A 20,377-nucleotide genomic window follows, 5' to 3' on the forward strand; every position below is an offset into this window, starting at 1 on the left:
CGCTCCTATGTAGCGACCGCGGCCAAGCACGGCATCGGTATGTTCGACGCCCTGGTCCACCTGGCCGAGGGCCGGTGCTGGATGCCCGAAACCGTCTGATCCTTCTCCGGGACACCTGAACAGTCACGATCTGCGGTAATGCTGAGGAGGACGTCCCCAGGTTGCGTCAGCGTTCTCTTTGCTTCGGCCGTCGCAGGTGCATTCACGTACGCAACATCTGTTAGATCCAGCTCGTTCATCCGTACGTTCTGAATTCGGAGAAACGCATCTCCAGGTTGTTCTGAATAGTATTTCGCCCAACCTCGTGAGCCGCTTGTGAGGAAATCCAGCTGGGTTCCGAGGGGCTTCGTTGTTGAGTCACTCCCGGCCATGTTGCCGAACATATCGAGGAAGATGGACTGCGTGAGCTCGTCGAGTAGCTCGATTGACCTGCGGCGTACTGACTGAAGGTGCGATAGGAAGTCTAGAACATCAGCTGTTCTTCTCTGTTCTTCTAGCGAGGGAAGGGAAATTTCAATCTTTGCGACAAAAGCTGGCCTAGCTCTGAGCAGGGACCCGCCTACACCCGCTACTGTGTTCATGAACTGAGCATGGAATTTATTGCTTGTGAGGAGTTGGCGCAAATAAGGAGGGTGGAACTCGGGTGACCGAAAAACGATCCATTCTCCGGATGCGATCGTGCGGTTCGAATCTGATTTCCCTACAACCCAAGAGCGTCGAATGTGGGGCACGATCTTGGAAAGTAGAACATCGTCGGGTTCCACTATTTGCTTTGCGGATCCAATGCTAGATCCAGTGGAAACTTCGGGAAATCCATTGTCGAATGCTGGGATGCTGTAGAGTGTAAATTTCTCATTTGGAAAATCAGCCGGATTTACAGTTTTTTTGCGCCTTGGCGTCAACTCGCTGAGCTGGATTTTCTGAATGCTCATCCCAGTATCCCCTTGAGCTTAGCGAGGTCCTTCTGTATGTCAGACTCCAGAACTTCGAGATCTTCGAGAATCTCCAATGGCGGACGTTACTTAGTCTCCTCGTACACGACTTCCTTGTACCGGTTGAGGCTCAGGTCGTAGTTTTCAGCAGCGATGTCCGCCTTTGGCACGCAGAAACTCTGATCAGTGCGAGCTCGATCTTGCTCACTGCCGTCTCGACGTGACCAACGGGCCAGTACGTCTGGCAGGTTGTTCTTCTCGTGCTCGGCGGCGTCTAGGCCTTCAGCGAGAGCGCCGATCTTGTCCTCGGGGAGCAGCGGAGTTCGTTTGTCGTCGAGGCTGAGACCATCGGCGGCAACGTCGTAGTACCAAACGTTGTCCGTGCCGCCGGAGTTGGTCTTGGTGAAGAAGAGGATCGCCGTGGACACACCCGCGTACGGCTTGAAGACACCGCTGGGCAGCTTCACCACAGCGTCCAGCTTCTGGTCCTCCACGAGGATCTGGCGGATGGCCTTGTGTGCCTTGCTGGTGCCGAACAGCACACCTTCCGGCACGATGACGGCGGCGCGGCCACCGGGCTTGAGCAGACGCAGGAAGAGCGGGAGGAAGAGCAGCTCCGTCTTCTTCGTCTTGATGATCTGCTGGAGGTCCTTGGCGGTGCTCTCGTAGTCCAGGCTTCCGGCGAACGGTGGATTGGCGAGGATGAGCGAGTAGCGTTCCGCCTCGTCCGCGACACTCTCACCGAGCGAGTCGCGGTAACGGATGTCCGGCTGCTCCACCCCGTGCATCAGCATGTTCATGCTGGCGATGCGCAGCATGGTGCTGTCGAAGTCGAAGCCGTGGAACATGCTGTTGTGGAAGTGCTTCTGGTTGGCGGCTTCCAGCAGGGAGTCGCTGTGCTCGGCGCGCATGTGCTCGGAAGCGGCGACCAGGAAGCCCGCCGTTCCACACGCCGGGTCGCAGATCTCGTCCTGCGGGCCCGGGTTCATCATCGCCACGATGAGCTGGATGATGTGCCGGGGGGTGCGGAACTGCCCGTTGTGCCCGGCGGTGGCGATCTTGCTGAGCATGTACTCGTACAGGTCGCCCTGGGCGTCGCTGTTGCCGAGCGGGAGGCCGTCGATCATGTCGAAGGCCTTGGTGAGCAGGTTCGCGTTGGGGATGGTGAACCGGGCGTCGCGCATGTGGTGCGCGTAGGTGGAGTCGTCACCACCGAGCCGTTGCAGCCAGGGGAAGACGCCCTTGTCCATCACCTCGTAGAGGGTGTCCGGGGAGAGCCTCTTGAGCTCTTCCCAGCGCATGGCCTGGTTGTCGGCCGTGTAGAGGGGGGGCCTCGATGGGCTTGCCCGTGCGCTGGCTCTTCCTCTCCTTGGCAGCCTGGATGTCCTCCAGCCTGCGGAGGAACATCAGGTAGGTGATCTGCTCGATCACTTCGAGGGGGTTGGAGATCCCTCCGGACCAGAACGCGTCCCAGAGGCGATCGATCTTGCTCTTCAGCTCGCCGGTAATCACGTGGATCAGCGTAGTGGAGTGCTAAGACGCGACCGGCTCGGTTGCCGGAACCGACACCGAGCAGAGACCCGGCAGCGAGACCGCTGCGGGTAGGGGCCGCTGGGCCCCACCCGCGGCGTTCGGGGCGGGGCTCGCTGATGCTGCTCAGCCCAGGGCGGTCTTGGCGGTGTCGAGGAAGGCTGTCCACTCGCTGCCGGAGAAGAAGAGCGCACCGAGTTCGCGGTGCTTGGTGTCGCGGACGGCGGCACCTGTTGGCCAGTCCGCGACCTCGACGCAGGCGGTCTGGTCAGCGCTGTAGCTCGCCTTCCTCCAGTTCGCCGCGCTCGGGGTGCTGGGCTGGTGCTCTGGTGTCATCGCTCGTCTCTCTAGAGTTCCTTGCGGATTCCGGACAGCAGGTTCCGCAGCATATTGCCGCCGACACCGGCGAGCCGGAGCTGATTGAAGATCGCCTCGTGGCTGCTGAGATCCTCGGCGCTCTCCAGGAAGAGGTTACTCCGGTAACCCTCCACATAGACGGTCGATAGCCCGTTCTGAGGAAGCTTGAGGATCATGAAGGTCGGCACGACCATGCCGATGTTCGCGCCTGCCTCATGGGGTATGACCTGGAGCGTGATGTTCGAGTGGGCAGAGAGCTCCAGCAGGTGTGTGATCTGCTCACGCATGACCTCTGCGCCCCCCACCTGCTGGCGGATGGCGCTCTCTCCGAGGATCACCCACATCTTGGGGCCGTCTTCCGCGAGGTTCTGGCTGACCCGCGTATGCCGGACTTCGATCTGACGCTCAAGGTTTTCCGGTGAAACCGAACTGTTGACGCCGCTGATGATGGCGCGAGCGTAACTCTCGGTCTGGAACAGACCGGTGACGACCGTGCTGGTGTACGCCTCGATCTCGGAGGCGCTGGCCTCCAACCCGATGAAAGTGCCGTATCGCTGCTCCAGGTCGTAGGACTGCCACCAGCCGCGTTTGCCCGCATGGCGTCGAAGTTGGAGCAGGGCATCGGCCTCCAGTTCCGGCATTTCGTAGTGCCGCGCCAGTTGTCGCAGCTCCTTCTCCCGGGGTACGCGTTCGGCGGCCTCCCAACGGCTCACTGTCGACGTGGTCACCTCAAGGATCTTCCCGACCTGGGTGATCGTCAGCTTGTGCTGTGCGCGCAGCTGTCGAAGCTCGCGCCCAAGCTGCCACTGGGCAACGGTGGGTGTGGTGGTCGGCATCGAGAGTTCCCATCAAATTAGACTTGCCAGTTAGTCTTGCCAATCGAATCACGCAGGGTCATACTCTAACTATGGCTGGTCAGCCTCGCTAGTGCAGGGGGTTCGTGCGAAGTAGCGTGCGATGAATCGGCTGCCCTCTTGGGCAACGTGCCTAGTGACCGGCATGAAGAAGGCCCTGGTGGGTGTTTGCACCACCCGCCAGGGCCGTATCGACAACCACCCCTCGAACAGGAGTTGCCGACGTGTCTATTGTCCCTCAGATACCCACGCCCGCCTACCCCGGGCGGCGCTGGGAGGCCCGCCACTACCCCGGAACCCCCGACACCTGCCCCCGTTTCCGCGCGGATCTGCGCTCTGACCTGGCGACCCTGGCCGGGATGCCCAGGCGCCTGCGCGAGGACGTGGAGCTGTGCGCGAGCGAGGCGTTCGCCAACGCGCTGGCCCACTCGCGCTCTCAGCGCCCCGGTGGCACGGTGCTGCGGATGCTCTCCACCCCGGTGGTCATGGGGAGCGAGACCACCCTGCGTCTGTCGGTCATCGACGACGGCCCCCTGGATTCCCGCCCGATGTGCCCGCCCGCGAGGCGCTCGTTGGAGGAGCGGGAGCAGGCCGAGTCCGGGCGGGGTCTGCTGCTCATCCACCAGTTGGCCAGTGAGTGGGGTACCCAGCGGTGGGCCGACCCGGTTTCTCTGGCGGTGTTGGGCTCGGTGCTGTGGGCCGAGTTCACCTACCCCACGCCCGCCGCAGGCATCTCCGCCGACAGCTCCAGTGCCGGGGCCGCCGTCTGTGTGTGCGGGGGTGGGCGATGAGCACCGCGACGATACCCCTGGACCTGCGCCGGGTCCTGGATGCGCCTCGGGGCCGCCGTTTCAGCCGCACCCCGCACACCCCGGGAAACCGCCCGGGGAGGCGTCCGGACCCGCGCCCGGACGCGCGCCCGGACCCGCGCGCCTCGACCGGTGCGGGGCCCGAGCCGCTCCCGCCCCTGGCTTCCCTGGGCCGTACTCCGAGGGAGCGTGAACTCCTGGCGCGTATGCCCGACACGCCCCGGCTGCGTCGCCGCTTCACCCATGGGGACCTTCCCGAGTGGATGCGCAGCCCTCCACCCCCGTCCTCGGAGTCCTGCTGGCGCCAGGACCGCCACCCCGACCTCGCCCCGGAACCGGAGCCCGCCCCGCGACCGGCCCGCGAACCCGGCCGTGGCACCGAGCCCGCCCGTCCCGTGCCGGTCCCACGACCCCGCCGGGAGAGCGTGCCGCCCGCGCCGCTTCCGCGCCGCCCGGCCAGCCATCGCAAGCCGCGCCGCCGGGTCGGCCACCTCGTGACCGGCTATGCCTTCGCTGTCGCGGCCGGGGCGGTGGGCCAGCACCTGCTCGCCTTCCTGGCCTGAACCGCCACGACCCACCCGCCAGAACTCCTACGCATGGCCGCACCGGCAGCACAGGACCCCGGTGCGGCCCCGGGCGGGGGTGTTGGCTCAGGTCAGTGCGGGGCGGGGCGTACTGTCGTTCTCGTTTGCGACTCGAAGAGTTCGATCCCGATCGCGACCACCCCCAGGGCTTCGCGCTCGGGTGGGTAGATCTCCCGAATATTGCGAAGCTGATCGGCCTTCGAAGCGGTCGGGTTGACCGACGAGACCGGTTCGTGGCCGAACATCTCATCGAAGTCCCGATAGCGGGCAAGCCTGGTGATCCGCGTGAGCACTTCCTCGTCGCGGCACTTGAACCGGAGAAGGTCGCCTTCCTTCAACCTCTTGCGTGACGAGTCGTTCACCCTGATCTCGGTCGTCTTATGGCCCGAGGCGATCAGGTCGAAGTACCGCTTGTAGATGCCCATCTCGTGCGCGCGGGGGCGCTGGTCGAGGTCGGCGGGTCGGTTGGTCATGAGTCGGCCCAGTTCCTTGACGGTGAAGCTTCGGAAGAAGTGCTTCGGATCGGTGAGCAGTTCGCCGACGAGCCACAAAAGCGCGTCGACGTAGTGATCCGTGTCCCCTTCCCATTGGGTGGTGTCGAGCATCCAGGGTTCGACGTCGGGCGGCAACGCATTCGCGCCGCGGTCGCGCAGCAGCGACTTGGACAGCTTCGCGCCCGTCGGCGCGAGTACCTGAGGTGTGAAGATGCGGATCGGCATCCGCGCCCCGGGAGTGTCCAGGACGCCGAGGGCGCCGTCGACGAGTTGCGAGCCGAAGGCCCAATCGCCGCCCTTGAGCATCACCTGGAGGGTGTCGGTGTCGCGCACGAGCAAGCGCTCTTTGACCAGGTTCCGGTACAGAGTGGCCAAGTCGAGATAGGTGTCGTTCTCGGGGTCGACGTCGATCTCGTACGGTCCGTGGTCGAGGCAGACAGCGGCGAAGCGGGCGCCGTCCTCGTCGAGGTGCACGAGCTTGGTCCGGTCAGCGCGCTTCTCTGCCCAGCCGCACTCGGGGCAGGGAAGGCGAGTGTGTACGACTCCGTGTGACGGTGCCATCCACCACCGGATTTCGTCGATCCGTTCCAGGGTGCGGAGGAACTCGGCGCGGAACGCCGGGCTCGCCTGCTGATCGGTGTAGGTTTCCAACGTGTAGTCCGTCGCCGTGGCCTCGGACAGGGAGTCGAAGAAGGCGCGGTAGTACCGGCTGATCAGTTCGTCGACGCCGGCCTTGCCCAGGGCGTGAAAGTACGTGGCCTGGTAGGCGTGGTGGGTCTCGGGGTCGAGCACCACCTCGTGCGGAGCGTTGTCCAGGGCGCCGAAGCGCACCGAGGTCTCGACCGAGAATTCACGCCGGGCGATTTTGGCGAGCAGGAAGGCCGTCGTCTGAACCAGGTTGGTCCCCAGGTGCGGTGCGCCGTTGATCTGAGTGCCGACGACGAACTCGATACGCTGGGGACGCATGGCGTGCACCCGGGGGCGCAACATGTCGATGGAGCGCAGTAGGGCGTTGGCCAGAACGGAGTTGGGCGAGATCAGCAGGGGGGTAGCCGACACGGTGTCACCTCTGGGGTTTGGGTATGCGCACGTTGTTGAGAATGAAGTCGACGCGGTGCTCGGCTGACTCGGCGGGAACGAAGGTCGGTTCGTACCCGGCGTCGTAATAGCCCTGAACGATCAGCTCGTGAACGCGCCTGATCTCACGCTCCTTCGCCCACACGATGTCGTCGGGGTCCTCGAAGGAGTCGAGGGGGTCGAGTACGAAGACGGTGTCGTACCGGTAGACCCGGTTCGCTTCTTCGAGTTGGGGTGTCGGGGGCAGACCGAAGAACCGTTCCCACCCGTAGGAGTCCGGGATACCGCGGTTGTAGAAGCGAAAGCCGGATTTTTGCGCTTCGTACTCGGCGATGAATGCGTCGAGCACCTCGGCGGCGTACTCGCGCCGGTCTTCGGTACGCAGGTGTCGGCCGAGCCGTTGGCGGTGCTTGCGGTAGATCTCCCGTCCGGGCTCGGTCTCCATGCACGGGATGTTGTGCCGGATCAGTTCGGCGATGACGTCGTCTTTGCCTGCTGAGGGGCCGCCGGTGATGACGAACCGCCTCGGCGGTTGGTCCTGGGCGGCTTCGATCGCCGCGGCGAGGCGGTCGGGCTGGGAAGTGGTCATGATGTCGTGTCCTTGTCGGTGGTGGTGCGCCGGTCGAGCCAAGGCGCCGACCAGGCGTTGCCGAGGGAGATCTCGGCGCGCATGGCAGAGACGAAGCCGTCCCGGTCGGGGTGGGCTCTCCCGGCGCGGGTGAGCTTGTCGACGTCGTCGGCGCTCAGGGGCGGTGTCCATCCAGCGAGCGCGACCAGGTCGTCAGGGGAGGCGTCGGCGAGTGCGCCGAACCCCTCGGGGAGGTAGGCGTCGAGGTAGTCGTCAGCGTCGGCGCGCAGGACACCGAATCGCCATGCCGCGGTGACCGACTGCCGAACGATCTCTTGTCGGTCGGCGCCCATCGCGGCCATTTGGTCGAGGGTCAGGAGCTCGGCGCGAAGGCCGTAGATCGACGCCCATACGCGCGAGAGCTGGGTCTCGTGCTCGGCGAGCTCCCAGGCGAACACGTCGGACGGAAGGGCAGGCATGTCCTTCGGGGCTCGGGTGAGCCGGGGCGCCGCGGCCGGTACCGCGCGGAACTGTTCGGAATCCTGCCACAGCAACCATGCGAGCCGCTCGACGAGCCGGGGCTCAACGCGCTTGCGGAAGTGGTCGACGTCGTGCCCGCACACCTTCGCCGCGGCGTCGCGCCGCTTGGTGAGTGTGGTCCCCGGCTCTCCGGGGGGAAGGCCGAACAGGGCGCGCACCGACTCGGCGTACCGCGCGTCGTCGAAGCGCAACAACAGCGTTCGAAGGACGGTGTTCAGGGCAGCGGCTCGGGAAGCGGTGCTGGCGGGGTCGCTAGCGCGTACTAGGACGGAGCGCTGTGACAACAGGTAGGGGCTGGCTGTTTCCGGAGCTACAGGAAGGCCTTTGCGGATTAACGATGCCAACGACGAGTACAAGAGGTCACCATCGGGCTCGGGGTGTTCCTTGGTCATGTGACCAGTGAAACACGATGCCCGGAAAATGCCCAGTGATTATGACCAGAAAATGCCCAGTTCGGGTCAGTGCACACGGCTGGTTGCACAAGAAGTCGAGGATGACCAACGGGCGCGGCCAGTCCCCTTCACAGCGGCACTTGAGGCCCAGACCATCGAGCCCAGCGCAGCTGATCCCGATCGTGGGCTTAGCGGTGATGAGGGTCTCGGCGATCCGGCGGATGGCTCGCTCCTGGTAACGGTGGCCAACCCTACGCCTGCTGTGGGTGCGCAGCTCGTGGCTGGTGTAGACACCCTGGACGTCACGTGGTGGGTAGCAGAAGTGGCTGTCCCAGATGAGCGTGCGGTATCCGCTGGTGCGGAAGATGAGATGAGAGGACCATTGCCGGAACTGACACGCAGTAGAGACCCGATCCGGTTCGCCGCGGGCAGGGGCCACTTGGGCCCCACCCGCGGCGCTCGGGGTTGCCCAGCTAGCCCAGGTCGCTCTTGGCGGTGCTGAGGAAGGCGCGCCACTCGGCCGGGCCGTAGGTCAGTGCAGCCAGCTCGCGGTTCTGGGTGTCGCGGACAGCGGAGAAGGCGGGGGTGTCAGCCACCTCGACGCAGTTGCCGTTTGCCCCGCTGTAGGACGACTTGCGGAATTCCAGGTTCGTGCTCATGCGGGTAGTCCTTCTACTATTTCCGTGATCAGAGCCCGGGAGTCCGGGCTGTTCAGTGCTGCTTTCCTCAGGTGTTCGAACGAGCGGCGATATGTGGTGACATCCTGTGGGTCGTCCATGAAGATGTCAGCGGTTGGGCCCTCCAGATACACCGTGGACAGCCCTGTGTCCGGAACGTCGATCAAAGCGAAGGCCGAGATCTCCATCGCGGCATGTGCTCCGGTAGTGAAGGGGAGCACCTGGAGCGTGAGCATGTCCTGCTCCTCGGACAGCTCCAAGACGTGTCGGAGTTGCTCGTGCATGACGCTGGGGCCGCCCACCAGTGAACGCAGCGCGCCCTCAGCAACGATCGCCCACAGATGAGGTGTGCGACGTTCGACCCATTCTTCCTGCCTGCGCACCCGAATAGACACACGGTCTGCGATGTCGTCCGCAGAAGCACGGCCGGGAGCGGAGCCCGCGCGAGTAACAGCGTGCGTGTAGTCCGCTGTCTGAAGTAGCCCGGGGATGATCTGTGCTTCGTACGCAGAGATGTCGGAAGCGGCGGCTTCGAGGCCGATAAACGTGCCGTAGGGCTTGCCGATGTCACGCCCCTGCCACCAGCCGGGGGTCCTCGCGGTCTCGCGGAGCTTCATGATGCGCGAAGTCTCCTCTGGGCCGACCTCGTAGTGCGCGAGCAGGCGCTCCAGGCTGTGTACACCGGGCACTTGGCCGTCTGCCTTGCCGGACTCCCAACGGGCGAGAGACGAACCCTGCGAACGGATCGCCTTCGCGACGCCCGTGAACGAGCGATCACCTCGAAGTCCGCGTAGCTCACGGGCGAGCACCCACCGAGCCACAGTAGGGGCCTGCGGCTGCGTTGCCTTGCTGGTCATGCCTTCAGCATGCCACATGGGGAGCTTTCGGACTCGCCTAACAGAGTTTCTTAAGGAAGTTAGCTAAGCCACTTGCCTTTTTTGATTGGCTGGGTGAGGCTTGAGTCACTGACTGCAGCCGTCGACCCCTGGGCCTCTCCCCGTTTGCGCTCTACGGCAGAGGCTCCTTCTGCAAGTTCTCCCGTGTGCCGGAACCGGCAAGACATACGAAACCCCGGCGGGTGTAGCAGCACCCCCGGGGCCAGGCCGACAACCACCCCTCGAACAGGAGTTGCCGACGTGTCTATTGTCCCTCAGATACCCACCCCCGCCTACCCTGGGCGGCGATGGGAGGCCCGCCACTACCCCGGAACTCCCGAGGCCTGCCCCCGCTTTCGTGCGGATCTGCGCTCTGACCTGGCAACCCTGGCCGGGGTGCCCAGGCGCCTGCGCGAGGACGTGGAGCTGTGCGCGAGCGAGGTGTTCGCCAACGCGCTCACCCACTCGCGCTCTCAGCGTCCCGGTGGCACGGTGGTGCGGATGCTCTCCACCCCGGTGGTCATGGGGAGCGAGACCACCCTGCGGTTGTCGGTGATCGACGACGGGCCTCTGGATGCCCGTCCGATGTTGCCGCCCCAGCGGTGTTCGCTGTTGGAGTGGGAGCAGGCCGAGTCCGGGCGGGGTCTGCTGCTCATCCACCAGTTGGCGGGGGAGTGGGGCACCCAGCGCTGGGCCGACCCGGAATCGCTGGCCGTGTTGGGCACGGTGCTGTGGGCCGAGTTCACCTTCCCCACGCCCGCCGCAGGCATATCCGCCGACACCTCCAGTGCCGGGGCCGCCGTCTGTGTGTGCGGGGGTGGGCGATGAGCACCGCGACGATACCCCTGGACCTGCGCCGGGTCCTGGATGCGCCTCGGGGCCGCCGTTTCAGCCGCACCCCGCACACCCCGGGAAACCGCCCGGGAAGCCGCCCGGACCCGCGCCCGGACCCGCGCGCCTTGACCGGTGCGGGGCCCGAGCCGCTTCCGCCCCTGGTCTCCTTGGGCCGTACCCCGAGGGAGCGTGAACTCCTCGCGCGTATGCCCGACACGCCCCGGCTGCGGCGCCGCTTCACTCACGGGGACCTTCCCGCGTGGATGCGGAGCCCCGCACCCCCGGAGTCCTGCTGGCGCCAGGACCGCCGCCCTGACCTCGCCCCGGAACCGGCGCCCGCCCCGGAACCGGCGCCCGCCCCGGAACCGGCCCGCGAACCCGACCGGGACGCCGAGCCTGCCCGCCGTCCCGTGCCGGTCCCGCAACCCCGCCGCGAATACGTGCCGCCTGCGCCGCTTCCGCGCAGGTCGGACCTCCCGCGCCGCCCGGCCAGCCACCGCAAGCCCCGCCGCCGGATCGGCCACCTCGTGACCGGCTACGTCTTCGCTGCCGTGGCCGGGGCTGTGGGCCAGCACCTGCTCGCCTTCCTGGCCTGACCACCAGAACCCACCCGAAAGGCCGCACCGGCAGCACAGGGGCCCGGTGCGGCCACGGGCGGGGGACGTCCCGGACCTCGGTCAGAGTGCGGCCAGGTGCAGGGACACCTTGGCGGTCAGGCGTTCGGAGGGCAAGTCGGCCGGGAAGCGCCAGGCGTGGTCACCGACCTCTTCGGCCTGGAGGCTGACCTCGGTCTCCTCGGTCCGGTAGAGGTAGCGGAAATCGAAGTGCCAGTGCTCGGGCTCGCCCTTGGCCGGGTTCTCCGGGATCCGGTGGATGTCCAGGTCCACAGGGACCCGCGGGTCGACCGCCGTGACCTTGTCCGGGGAGAGGCCGGTCTCTTCGGATAGCTCACGCCGCGCCGCCTCCTGAAGGTCGCCGTCTTCCGGTTCCAAATGGCCTCCGGGCAGCAACCAGGTGCGCAGAGCGTTGTGGTGGATCAGCAGGACCCGGTCCCGGTGGCCGATGACGACCGCACCCGCGGTCGCGTGTCCGATACGGAACTCCTTGCGGGAACCGAGTTCATGGTCGGACTCCAGGGCCTGCTTCAGCAGGTGCGCGCCTTCGGTCTCCTCACGGAACCGGTCCAGGTAGCTGTTGAGAACGCTTCGGATGTGGGAGTTCGGAATGCTCACAGTGCTCCAGTGAAGTGCGAGAGCCAGTCGGCCGCAATCGATTCGCGCAGGTTCGAGGGAAGTTCGTGGTGTCCCGCCTCGTGTTCGTGATCGGTGAGGAGAGCCACCGCCGCCAGGATCTCGGCCTGTACCAGGAAGATGAACGCTCCCACGCTGGCACCGTGCAGGAAGTTAACCGCATTGCCGTCGTTGAGAACGTAGAAGTAGTGTCCGGTCCGCGAGTAACGGACGACGTTCGGACCCATCTCCTCCCGTGTGTAAGCGGCTTGGATCACGGCAAGTTCCATCTCGTCATCGGAAGAGGTCACCGAAGCGATGTAGGCACCGTTGGGGATACGTTCGAAATCCGAGCGCCGCAGAGCGAGATTGCCGGTCGCGCCGATCACGATTCCCGCATCCCGCAAGGCCGTGTGAAGAGTGGGCGCGGTGTGGAAGCCCTGGGACAGGGCGTGTGTGAGCTTGACTGGGTCGGTGTCGTAGACAGTTACCCGGACGTTGCGTGCGTGCAACATGTGCGCGACGGAGGAGCCCAGCTTCCCGAAACCGATGACGGTCGCTCCGCGGCCGTAGAGAATGTCGCCGCGCGAGCGGATCAGGGCTTCCGTAGAGAAGACCACCGACTGACCGACGAGGAAGTCTTCGGGGGCCTTGAGCGGAGAACGGGCGACACTGTAGACGGGGCATGGTGGCTTGCTGTGCTCCAAGTAGCGACGGTGTCCGTTCTCAGTGTCTTCCACCACCCCCAGGATCTGCCCGGAGAACTGGTCGCACACGTGCGGTAGTGCCGGTGCGAAGTAGCCGCCCACGTCGAGCAGGACCAGACGCTCACCCGGCGCCCTGGACTCCAGATACGCGAGGACTTTCTCAGGCGAAGCGAACGCCGTGCGGTCCAGGCGGTCACAGCGCCAACGTTCTCCTACCTCATCGCGGGCCGCGGTGTCGACGCTCTTGGGCTTGGGGAGCACGGCACGCAGCTCGGTGATGCGCGCGAGCGCGTCTAGGAAGACGGGGCGTTCGGGCAGCAGGTGGGTGACTACCACGGAACCGGCTTTGCTTGCGCGTGTGGTGCCGGTGATCGTCTGGGTGAAGTAGTCGGCGATCCTCGTGCGTTCGAAGTCTTCCAACACGGCGCGGCTCCTGGGGTAGGGGGTGGTCCCAGAAAGGTTCTACCGTTCTACATTACTACCTAAACCAGTAAGGTTGTGCGTCGATGGGAAGGGCGTTCCGAGCTGGGGTCGAACTAGGAGATGCCGTTCCGGTACACCAACTCGAACCTATGGCCGGCCTTGACCAGGACAGAGGCCTCCACGGGACGACCCCCGTCGGAGAAGACGGTGCGCAGAGTCCGTAGGACCGGGACATCCTCGGGTAGTTCGAGCGCCTCGAACTCTTCGGTGGTCGAGAGGCGGACCGACACGTGATCGATGTGCTCTCGCGGGGGGAAACCCAGTTCGGTGAGTAGGGCCGGAGAACCGCCACGGATGCGGGATCTGCGCTCCAGGGGTGTGCCTTCGGCGGTGCTCAGCGGATAGTAGTTCCAGACGAGTTCGGCCGCCTCACCGTCCAGCAACAGCAACTGGTGGCGAAGCACCGCGCGTTCACCGGGCTCCAGTGCGAGGGCTTCCATGATCTGGCCGGGTGGCTCGACCCGGGCCACGCTGAGAAGTGTCGAAGAGCCTTTCTGTCCCCTTTCCCTGGCGCGATCCAGCCAGGGATGAGCGTCCCCCGGCTCGGGTGAACCGAGATAGGAGGCGATCCGGACCCCAAGGGGTGAATCGGTGCGGACGAATACCCCCACACCGGGTTTTCCGTAGACGAACCGCTCTGTCTTGAGTACCTGGAGTGTGCGCTGGACGGTCTGACTGGTGACCTCGTATCTGGTCATAAGCTGTTGGGTGGTGGGAAGGCGCTTCCCTGGCGGCAGATCGCCCGACATGATCGCCGCACGCAGCTCTGCGGCGATCTGCTGGTGTCTGGGGCGGGTGTCTTCGTTGCGTGCCATTTCTACTCGACCACCCACCGGTAGCGGAGGTGGCGCCCCTCCGGGCGCATGACCATGTGGGACATCTCGAAGGGACGACCGTTGTTGTCCCGACTCACCCGAGCGAGCACGAGGGCCGTGCTGCTGGCTGGAAGCCCCAGAGCGCTAGCCTGCTCCCCGCTGACCGGCCGCGCAGACACGTCCTCGAATACCTCGTGGGCGACGTGCCCGAGTTCGGCCAGAAGGGTGACGGCGCCGCCGCGCACTTTGCGCTCCTCTGCCAGTGCGGTGCCCGCGGCTATGGTCAGGGGATAGTAGGAGTCTGTGAGCTCCACCGGGACGTCGTCGAAGAGCATCAGTCTGCGACGTACCACCACACGTTGCACACCGAGGGCTTCGGCGACTTCGGCGGGGGCTTCGAGTTCTCGCACTTCGAGCAGGCGCTGGGCGGCGCGGCGCCCCTGCGCGCTCCAGGGGTCGGGGTCACCGGAACGTCGGGCTTTCACATAGGCGGCAGAGTCGTCGTCCGGGCCTGAGTGCTGGACCATGGCGCCTCCGCTTCGGGATCCTTGGTGCCTGAGGTGGCAAGGGCGTACGCACAGCCACTCTATGCACCTGGGGTCCCGCACGATCGAGTGGTTCGGCTTTCCAGTGGTCGGCTACCGAGTTGGCCCTCGGCCGCACTGATCAGGAGATCCCGGAGCGTGTTGGGGTACAGGACGTTGGCATCGTAGATGACGACGAAGGCCATCTCAGTCCAGGCCGAGTTCCTGGTTCATCGCAGACAGTTCATCGGCGGCCTCGCGGCGGCGCTGGTCGTCTCTGCGCATGTACTCCATGAGGGACGCGGCCCGTACACGCCGATGAGTACCCACCTTGCGGTACTCGATCTCCTCGGCTTGCAGCAGGCCGATCAGGTGGGGCCGCGAGACGTTGAGCATGTCTGCTGCTTGCTGAGTCGTCAGCTCGGCGTGCTCCGGAACGATCGAGACCCCGCGTCCGGCCGCCATGTGGGTGAGGACGCTGACCAGGAGCTCGACCGCGGCTCGCGGGAGCAACAGCTCCTCCCGGCTCTCCTCGACGGTCACCGGAACCGGGGTCAACGCCTCTGGGTGTTCGTCCAGATAGCGACGGATCCGGGGCAGGGCGCTCCCAGCTGCTTCGATCTGCTTGGCATCCGGGTGCGAAGACAACACGGCCATGATCCCTCCTCGCTCCTTTGAGAGACAGATACCCAACCTGTAATCGAATTATCCGCAATAAGCGAAGCAAGCGCAACGCTTTAGCCCTTCTGCGCAGAGCCTGGAGCTCTGAGGGGTCGGGCCCGGCTGGCCACCACGAGCCCCACCGTAGGGTCGGCTACCTCGTGGCCGGCCAGGATCCATCCGGAAGGTCACACCGGTGTGCGGGGCCCGGCGCGGCCCGCGTGCACGCGGCCTACCCCTGGCATATCGGTTACACTTATTTCAGATATGCCGACGGAAGGGGTCGTGATGGTTCGAGCGAGTGTGCTGAGTGACGCCCCCAGGATCGAGCCTGACGCCGAAGACCGGTCTGCCGCCCAGAAGCTGATGAGAGGAGTGGGTGAGGAGTCACAGTTGGCTCTGAAGCTGGCCGACGGGAGGGAACTCCCGCTGTCCGAAGCGTTGGTCAGGGCGCTGCTGGCTCTGGCCGGTGAGCTTTCGGTCGGGCACTCGGTCCGGGTGTTGGCCGCTGAGACCACTCTGACCCCCGCGGAATCCGCGGAGATGTTGGGGCTGTCCAGGCCGTTCGTCGCTCGCTTGCTGGATGAGGGAACAATCCCTTCGGAGTATCTGCCCGGTAGTCGCCACCGGGTGGTTCGGCTTGAAGACGTCTTGGAGTTCCAGGCCAGGCGGGAGAGGCGGCGGGAAGGGAGACGGAGGATCGTCGATGCAGTCGAGTCCGCCGATCTCCCGTACTGAATGACAGGTCACGCATGGCGCGTGTTTTCGCCGACACCAATGTGCTCTTCCCCTTCTCGGTCATGGACCTGCTCCTGGCCTTGACTGAGGACATGGTCCACGAGGTCATCTGGACAGAAAGGCTCCTCGCGGAATGGCAGCGAGTCATCGTGCGCGAGCACCGGCGCTCGCCCGCTTCTGCTGAAGCGATCACCTCCGCGGTCAGGGAGTACTTTCCCGAAGGCTGTGTGCCGGAGGAGCATTACGCACACCTGAGTCCGACCATGCCGGGCGAAGACCCGGACGATCGACACCACATGGCGGCGGCACTGGCGGGACGGGCACAGTCCGTCCTCACTTGGAACCTGGCCGACTTCCCAAGCGCTTCCCTGGCTGAACTCGGGCTCAGGGTCATCGATCCCGACACCTACCTCTGTCAGTTGTTCGAAGAACTGCCGGACGAGGTCACCAAGACAGTCGTGCGCATGGCCGCTGAGAAGCGCCGCCCGCCGAGGACCCCTGAAGATCTCGCCGGAGCCCTGAACAAGGCGGGAGTGCCCGACTTCGCGGAACGGCTCAGACTCAGGGTCGCCCCAAGTCCGTAGGCGAAGCGGGAAGCCAGTCGGCCGCAATCGATGCGCGCAGGTTCGAGGGAAGTTCGTGGTGCCCCGCGTCGGAGCTCCGGTCTGTGGTCTACCCGCCCGTTGCGGACAAGTTGTCATAAAGTAGTTGGAAGACCTTGTAAATACTAGGAACCCCTGCTATCAGCCCTGGTCACCGGTCCGGGAGCATGGGCGGTGGAGCGTAAAAGGTGTCGTTGGGGGCTTGCGCTTCCCTCGGTGACTTCTGTCACGATGTGGGAAGGACTGCCCACGCCATCCCGCCACCCTGGGAGCGCGCGTGGGCCGTTAAACGGTCGGCCAGCGTTCACCCACGCGAAGCCGGCCCCGAGAACCCGAGGAGCGACGTGTCGGACATCGCCGCGCACGAAGAACCGGAGCTCATCCAGCTCCTGACGCCGGAAGGGGAGCTCAGCGAGCACCCCGACTACCCCCTGGACATCTCAGCTGAGGAGATCCGCGAGCTGTACCGCGACCTGGTTCTGGTTCGCCGGGTCGACACCGAGGCCGTCTCCCTGCAGCGCCAGGGCGAACTGGGCCTGTGGGCCTCACTCCTGGGCCAGGAAGCCGCACAGATCGGCTCCGCCCGAGCACTGCGCGCCGACGACATGGCGTTCCCCTCCTACCGCGAGCACGGCGTGGCCTGGTGCCGCGGCATCGAACCCAAGGAACTGCTCGGCATGTTCCGCGGAGTCACCAACGGGGGCTGGGACCCCCACGAGCACGGCTTCCACCTGTACACGATCGTCATCGGCAGCCAGGCCCTGCACGCCACCGGCTACGCCATGGGCGTCCAGCGTGACGGCGCCGTCGGCGAGGACGGCACGGCCGTCATCTCCTACTTCGGCGACGGGGCCACCAGCCAGGGCGACACCAACGAGTCGTTCAACTTCGCCTCGGTGAACAATGCCCCGGTGGTCTTCTTCTGCCAGAACAACCAGTGGGCGATCTCCGAGTCCCCGGACCGGCAGTCCCGCGTACCGATCTACAAGCGCGCCGCCGGCTTCGGTTTCCCGGGCGTGCGGGTGGACGGCAACGACGTCCTGGCCTGCCTCGCGGTCACCCGCGTCGCCATGGACAACGCCCGTACCGGAAACGGGCCCACGCTGGTCGAGGCGTTCACCTACCGGATGGGCGCCCACACCACCAACGACGACCCCACCCGCTACCGCGACTCCGCCGAGCTCGACGAGTGGAAGGCCAAGGACCCGATCCTGCGCGTGCGCCGCTACCTGGAGCAGGGCGGCCTCGCCGACGAGGCCTTCTTCGCCCGGGTCGACGAGGAGTCCGACAAGGTCGGCGAGATGGTGCGCACCCAGTGCCGCTCGATGCCCGACCCCGAGCCGCTGGACATCTTCCACGAGGTCTACGCGGATCCCAACGTCCACATCGACCAGCAGCGGTCCGAGTTCGCCGAGTACCTGTCCTCCTTCGAGGGCGTCGGCGCGGAAGGGGGCCGTTAGGCCATGGGCACCAACCTCACGATCGGCAAGGCCATCAACGCCGGCCTGCGCGCCGCGATGGAGCACGACTCCAAGGTCCTCATGATGGGCGAGGACGTCGGCAAGCTCGGCGGTGTCTTCCGGGTCACCGACGGCCTGCACAAGGACTTCGGCGCCGACCGGGTCATCGACACCCCGCTGGCCGAGTCCGGCATCGTCGGCACCGCCATCGGTATGGCGCTGCGCGGTTACCGACCCGTGGTGGAGATCCAGTTCGACGGGTTCTTCTTCCCCGCCGCCAACCAGACCTTCACCCAGCTCGCCAAGATGCGCCGCCGCTCGGCGGGCAAGCTCAGCGTCCCCGTCGTCATGCGCATCCCCTACGGTGGCGGCATCGGCGCGGTGGAGCACCACAGCGAGTCCATCGAGGCCTACTTCCAGCACACCGCGGGCCTGCGCGTGGTCACCGTCGCCAACCCGGAGGACGCCTACTGGATGATCCAGCAGGCCATCCGCTCCGACGACCCGGTCATCTTCCTGGAGCCCAAGCGGCGCTACTACGAGAAGTCCGAGGTCGACACCGACGCCCCCATCGAGGAAGCCGCCCCGATGGGCGCCGCCCGGATCGCGCGGCCCGGCACCGACTGCACGCTGCTGGCCTACGGCCCGATGGTCAAGACCGCCCTGCAGGCGGCCGAGGCCGACACCGACCACTCCATCGAGGTCATCGACCTGCGCTCGCTCGCGCCGATCGACTACCCGACCGTCAACGAGTCGGTGCGCCGCACCGGCCGCCTCGTCGTCGCACACGAGGCGCCCTTCACCGGCGGGCCCGGCGCGGAGATCGCCGCCCGGGTCACGGAGGAGTGCTTCTACCACCTGGAGTCGCCGGTCATCCGCGTGGCCGCGTTCGATACCCCGTACCCGCAGTCCAGGCTGGAGGAGCACTACCTGCCGGACCTGGACCGCGTCCTTGACGGGGTCGACCGGGCGTTCGCGTACTAGATCGGGGTAACCGCAAGACATGGCGATTCAGAAGAGCACGCCCGCGGTCGACGGCGTGCACGCGTTCAAACTGCCCGACGTCGGTGAGGGCCTGGTCGAGGCCGAGCTCCTCACCTGGTATGTCAAGCCGGGCGACGAGGTCACCGACGGTCAGATGATCTGCGAGATCGAGACCGCCAAGGCCGTCGTCGAGCTGCCCTGCCCCTTCTCGGGCACGGTCAAGGAGCTGTTCGCCGCCGAAGGCGAGACGGTGGAGGTCGGCTCGGTGATCATCACCGTGGACGACGGCACCGGCGGTTCCGGCGCGGCGGACAGCGGTGCCTCCGCGGGCACCGAGGAGACCGAGGACCGGGAGAAGCCCCTCGTGGGCTACGGCGAGAAGGCGGCGTCCACACAGCGCCGCGCCCGCCGCCGCCCGACCCCTTCGGCCCCGGCCCCCGCGGCCCCGGTGTCCGCACCGCCGCCCAAGCTCAGCGAGCCCGCACCCGCCAACACCCCCGGTGTCCTGGCGGCACCCGCGGGACCGGCGCCCGCCTCGGGCCGCCCGCTGGCCAAACCGCCGGTGCGCAAGCTCGCCAAGGACCTCGGGGTGGACCTGGCGACCGTCGAGCCCACGGGCAGCGGCGGGATCGTGACCCGCGAGGACGTGCACGCGGCGGTCGATGCCGCCCAGGCCCCGGCCGCGGCCCCAGCTGCGGCAGCCACGGCGCAGCAGGCCGCGCCCGCGCCGGACCGCACGGCCCGCGAACAGCGCATCCCCGTCAAGGGCGTGCGCAAGCACACCGCCGCCGCCATGGTGAACAGCGCGTTCACCGCGCCGCACGTCACCGAGTTCCTCCAGGTCGACGTCACCAAGACGATGGACGCCGTGGCCCGCCTGCGCGAGCGCCGCGACTTCGCCGACGTCAAGGTGTCGCCGCTGCTGCTGGTGGCCAAGGCCCTGCTCATGGCGGTTCGCCGCCACCCGGAGGTCAACGCCTCCTGGGACGAGGAGAGCCAGGAGATCGTGGTCAAGAACTACGTGAACCTGGGCATCGCGGCCGCCACCGAGCGGGGTCTGGTGGTGCCCAACATCAAGGACGCCGACGCCCAGACGCTCCCGGAGCTCGCGGGGTCCCTGAAGGCGCTGACGGACACCGCGCGTACGGGCAAGACCAGCCCGGCCGACATGTCCGGCGGCACCATCACCATCACCAACGTCGGCGTGTTCGGAGTGGACGCCGGTACGCCGATCATCAACCCGGGTGAGGCCGCCATCCTCGCCTTCGGGCAGATCCGCGACATGCCGTGGGTCCACGAGGGTGAGCTGACGGTTCGCAAGGTGACGACCCTGTCCCTCTCCTTCGACCACCGGCTAGTCGACGGCGAGTTGGGTTCGAAGGTGCTGCGCGACATCGGCACCGCCCTCGAGGACCCGGAGCTGACCGCTCTGGCCTGGGGGTAGAACACCCGGTTCGACGAAGAGCGAAGGGCCGGTGCGACGACGGCGGGTTGATCCGCCCGGGTCGCACCGGCCCTTTTACGTTGCTTCGGGGCGGTGGCGCATGTTCTGGGGCGCTGCCCGGCATGCAGGACCGCTGACACGTGGACGGGCCCGTCCCTCAAGGGGGTGGGGACGGGCCCTACAGATGAGTGTTCCCTCCCTCGGGGGC

General features: G+C 66.2%; 23 protein-coding genes. 9 read left to right on the plus strand and 14 right to left on the minus strand.

Annotated features, from left to right (window positions below):
• Nucleotides 1-1,018 precede the first annotated feature (1,018 nt).
• From ACYVDG_RS21390 to ACYVDG_RS21405, 4 genes are all read right to left on the minus strand, one after another.
• On the minus strand, nt 1,019-2,233 hold the full coding sequence (locus ACYVDG_RS21390; protein WP_460756290.1) for an HsdM family class I SAM-dependent methyltransferase: 1,215 nt from the start codon (nt 2,231-2,233) through the stop codon (nt 1,019-1,021).
• Nucleotides 2,139-2,444 (minus strand): type I restriction-modification system subunit M N-terminal domain-containing protein, encoded by a 306-nt coding sequence (locus tag ACYVDG_RS21395; RefSeq protein ID WP_460756295.1) that lies wholly within the window; start codon nt 2,442-2,444, stop codon nt 2,139-2,141. Before ACYVDG_RS21395 ends, ACYVDG_RS21390 begins: the two co-directional genes overlap by 95 nt.
• 144 nt (nt 2,445-2,588) lie before the next feature.
• A complete protein-coding gene (locus tag ACYVDG_RS21400) occupies nt 2,589-2,798 on the minus strand; it encodes a DUF397 domain-containing protein (protein ID WP_460756301.1) in 210 nt (69 codons plus the stop codon).
• Nucleotides 2,799-2,809: 11 nt separating this feature from the next.
• Nucleotides 2,810-3,655 carry a helix-turn-helix domain-containing protein gene (locus tag ACYVDG_RS21405; RefSeq protein WP_460756306.1) on the minus strand — a complete coding sequence of 282 codons (846 nt, stop codon included), beginning with the start codon at nt 3,653-3,655 and terminating at the stop codon, nt 2,810-2,812.
• A gap of 242 nt (nt 3,656-3,897) precedes the next feature.
• Between ACYVDG_RS21405 and ACYVDG_RS21410 the strand changes: the two genes are divergently transcribed.
• Nucleotides 3,898-4,464 (plus strand): ATP-binding protein, encoded by a 567-nt coding sequence (locus ACYVDG_RS21410; protein ID WP_460756312.1) that lies wholly within the window; start codon nt 3,898-3,900, stop codon nt 4,462-4,464.
• Entirely contained in the window at nt 4,461-5,045 is a 585-nt protein-coding gene (locus ACYVDG_RS21415; RefSeq protein ID WP_460756317.1) for a hypothetical protein, read from the plus strand. The genes ACYVDG_RS21410 and ACYVDG_RS21415 overlap by 4 nt, the downstream gene beginning before the upstream one ends.
• Before the next feature lie 92 nt (nt 5,046-5,137).
• Here the strand turns inward: ACYVDG_RS21415 and ACYVDG_RS21420 are convergent, their stop codons facing one another.
• From ACYVDG_RS21420 to ACYVDG_RS21440, 5 genes are all read right to left on the minus strand, one after another.
• Complete coding sequence (locus ACYVDG_RS21420; protein ID WP_460756323.1) at nt 5,138-6,619, minus strand: ASCH domain-containing protein; 1,482 nt, start codon at nt 6,617-6,619, stop codon at nt 5,138-5,140.
• 4 nt (nt 6,620-6,623) lie between these two features.
• On the minus strand, nt 6,624-7,226 hold the full coding sequence (locus ACYVDG_RS21425) for an AAA family ATPase (protein ID WP_460756329.1): 603 nt from the start codon (nt 7,224-7,226) through the stop codon (nt 6,624-6,626).
• Nucleotides 7,223-8,029 carry a hypothetical protein gene (locus tag ACYVDG_RS21430; RefSeq protein ID WP_460756332.1) on the minus strand — a complete coding sequence of 269 codons (807 nt, stop codon included), beginning with the start codon at nt 8,027-8,029 and terminating at the stop codon, nt 7,223-7,225. Before ACYVDG_RS21430 ends, ACYVDG_RS21425 begins: the two co-directional genes overlap by 4 nt.
• Nucleotides 8,030-8,610: 581 nt before the next feature.
• On the minus strand, nt 8,611-8,796 hold the full coding sequence (locus tag ACYVDG_RS21435) for a DUF397 domain-containing protein (protein WP_460756337.1): 186 nt from the start codon (nt 8,794-8,796) through the stop codon (nt 8,611-8,613).
• Nucleotides 8,793-9,671 carry a helix-turn-helix domain-containing protein gene (locus ACYVDG_RS21440; protein WP_460756340.1) on the minus strand — a complete coding sequence of 293 codons (879 nt, stop codon included), beginning with the start codon at nt 9,669-9,671 and terminating at the stop codon, nt 8,793-8,795. The genes ACYVDG_RS21435 and ACYVDG_RS21440 overlap by 4 nt, the downstream gene beginning before the upstream one ends.
• Nucleotides 9,672-9,950: 279 nt before the next feature.
• On the opposite strand from ACYVDG_RS21440, the gene ACYVDG_RS21445 reads away from it, so the two are divergent.
• Together ACYVDG_RS21445 and ACYVDG_RS21450 are read left to right on the plus strand one after the other, a co-directional pair.
• Entirely contained in the window at nt 9,951-10,517 is a 567-nt protein-coding gene (locus ACYVDG_RS21445; protein ID WP_460756345.1) for an ATP-binding protein, read from the plus strand.
• On the plus strand, nt 10,514-11,119 hold the full coding sequence (locus ACYVDG_RS21450; RefSeq protein ID WP_460756350.1) for a hypothetical protein: 606 nt from the start codon (nt 10,514-10,516) through the stop codon (nt 11,117-11,119). Before ACYVDG_RS21445 ends, ACYVDG_RS21450 begins: the two co-directional genes overlap by 4 nt.
• 81 nt (nt 11,120-11,200) lie before the next feature.
• On the opposite strand, the gene ACYVDG_RS21455 is transcribed toward ACYVDG_RS21450, so the two are convergent.
• The 5 genes from ACYVDG_RS21455 to ACYVDG_RS21475 form a co-directional block, all read right to left on the minus strand.
• A complete protein-coding gene (locus ACYVDG_RS21455) occupies nt 11,201-11,755 on the minus strand; it encodes an NUDIX hydrolase (protein ID WP_460756354.1) in 555 nt (184 codons plus the stop codon).
• On the minus strand, nt 11,752-12,882 hold the full coding sequence (locus ACYVDG_RS21460; protein WP_460756360.1) for an NAD(P)-binding domain-containing protein: 1,131 nt from the start codon (nt 12,880-12,882) through the stop codon (nt 11,752-11,754). Before ACYVDG_RS21460 ends, ACYVDG_RS21455 begins: the two co-directional genes overlap by 4 nt.
• A gap of 113 nt (nt 12,883-12,995) precedes the next feature.
• Nucleotides 12,996-13,757: a GntR family transcriptional regulator gene (locus ACYVDG_RS21465; protein ID WP_460756364.1), complete on the minus strand. Its 762-nt coding sequence runs from the start codon at nt 13,755-13,757 to the stop codon at nt 12,996-12,998.
• A 2-nt stretch (nt 13,758-13,759) separates the two neighbouring features.
• Complete coding sequence (locus ACYVDG_RS21470; protein ID WP_460756368.1) at nt 13,760-14,284, minus strand: UTRA domain-containing protein; 525 nt, start codon at nt 14,282-14,284, stop codon at nt 13,760-13,762.
• A gap of 204 nt (nt 14,285-14,488) precedes the next feature.
• On the minus strand, nt 14,489-14,938 hold the full coding sequence (locus ACYVDG_RS21475; protein ID WP_460756373.1) for a helix-turn-helix domain-containing protein: 450 nt from the start codon (nt 14,936-14,938) through the stop codon (nt 14,489-14,491).
• Between the two features lie 270 nt (nt 14,939-15,208).
• Between ACYVDG_RS21475 and ACYVDG_RS21480 the strand changes: the two genes are divergently transcribed.
• The 5 genes from ACYVDG_RS21480 (at nt 15,209) to ACYVDG_RS21500 (ending at nt 20,169) form a co-directional block, all read left to right on the plus strand.
• Entirely contained in the window at nt 15,209-15,679 is a 471-nt protein-coding gene (locus ACYVDG_RS21480) for a helix-turn-helix domain-containing protein (protein ID WP_460756376.1), read from the plus strand.
• Nucleotides 15,680-15,693: 14 nt separating this feature from the next.
• Entirely contained in the window at nt 15,694-16,263 is a 570-nt protein-coding gene (locus ACYVDG_RS21485) for a PIN domain-containing protein (protein WP_460756379.1), read from the plus strand.
• Nucleotides 16,264-16,625: 362 nt separating this feature from the next.
• The gene (gene pdhA / locus ACYVDG_RS21490; RefSeq protein WP_460756382.1) at nt 16,626-17,741 is read left to right on the plus strand and encodes a pyruvate dehydrogenase (acetyl-transferring) E1 component subunit alpha; all 1,116 of its coding nucleotides are present in this window, start codon (nt 16,626-16,628) and stop codon (nt 17,739-17,741) included.
• Nucleotides 17,742-17,744: 3 nt separating this feature from the next.
• Entirely contained in the window at nt 17,745-18,725 is a 981-nt protein-coding gene (locus ACYVDG_RS21495; protein ID WP_460756386.1) for an alpha-ketoacid dehydrogenase subunit beta, read from the plus strand.
• Nucleotides 18,726-18,744: 19 nt separating this feature from the next.
• Nucleotides 18,745-20,169 (plus strand): dihydrolipoamide acetyltransferase family protein, encoded by a 1,425-nt coding sequence (locus ACYVDG_RS21500; RefSeq protein ID WP_460756389.1) that lies wholly within the window; start codon nt 18,745-18,747, stop codon nt 20,167-20,169.
• The last annotated feature ends 208 nt before the right edge of the window (nt 20,170-20,377 follow it).

The organism is Nocardiopsis oceani, from assembly GCF_054777395.1.

Coding starts and splice junctions, on each gene's coding strand:
- ACYVDG_RS21390 (WP_460756290.1), bottom strand. CDS start 2,233: ATGCGCTGGGAAGAGCTCAAGAGGCTCTCCCCGGACACCCTCTACGAG.
- ACYVDG_RS21400 (WP_460756301.1), bottom strand. CDS start 2,798: ATGACACCAGAGCACCAGCCCAGCACCCCGAGCGCGGCGAACTGGAGG.
- ACYVDG_RS21405 (WP_460756306.1), bottom strand. CDS start 3,655: ATGCCGACCACCACACCCACCGTTGCCCAGTGGCAGCTTGGGCGCGAG.
- ACYVDG_RS21415 (WP_460756317.1), top strand. CDS start 4,461: ATGAGCACCGCGACGATACCCCTGGACCTGCGCCGGGTCCTGGATGCG.
- ACYVDG_RS21425 (WP_460756329.1), bottom strand. CDS start 7,226: ATGACCACTTCCCAGCCCGACCGCCTCGCCGCGGCGATCGAAGCCGCC.
- ACYVDG_RS21435 (WP_460756337.1), bottom strand. CDS start 8,796: ATGAGCACGAACCTGGAATTCCGCAAGTCGTCCTACAGCGGGGCAAAC.
- ACYVDG_RS21440 (WP_460756340.1), bottom strand. CDS start 9,671: ATGACCAGCAAGGCAACGCAGCCGCAGGCCCCTACTGTGGCTCGGTGG.
- ACYVDG_RS21450 (WP_460756350.1), top strand. CDS start 10,514: ATGAGCACCGCGACGATACCCCTGGACCTGCGCCGGGTCCTGGATGCG.
- ACYVDG_RS21465 (WP_460756364.1), bottom strand. CDS start 13,757: ATGGCACGCAACGAAGACACCCGCCCCAGACACCAGCAGATCGCCGCA.
- ACYVDG_RS21470 (WP_460756368.1), bottom strand. CDS start 14,284: ATGGTCCAGCACTCAGGCCCGGACGACGACTCTGCCGCCTATGTGAAA.
- ACYVDG_RS21475 (WP_460756373.1), bottom strand. CDS start 14,938: ATGGCCGTGTTGTCTTCGCACCCGGATGCCAAGCAGATCGAAGCAGCT.
- ACYVDG_RS21480 (WP_460756376.1), top strand. CDS start 15,209: ATGCCGACGGAAGGGGTCGTGATGGTTCGAGCGAGTGTGCTGAGTGAC.
- ACYVDG_RS21485 (WP_460756379.1), top strand. CDS start 15,694: ATGGCGCGTGTTTTCGCCGACACCAATGTGCTCTTCCCCTTCTCGGTC.
- ACYVDG_RS21495 (WP_460756386.1), top strand. CDS start 17,745: ATGGGCACCAACCTCACGATCGGCAAGGCCATCAACGCCGGCCTGCGC.
- ACYVDG_RS21500 (WP_460756389.1), top strand. CDS start 18,745: ATGGCGATTCAGAAGAGCACGCCCGCGGTCGACGGCGTGCACGCGTTC.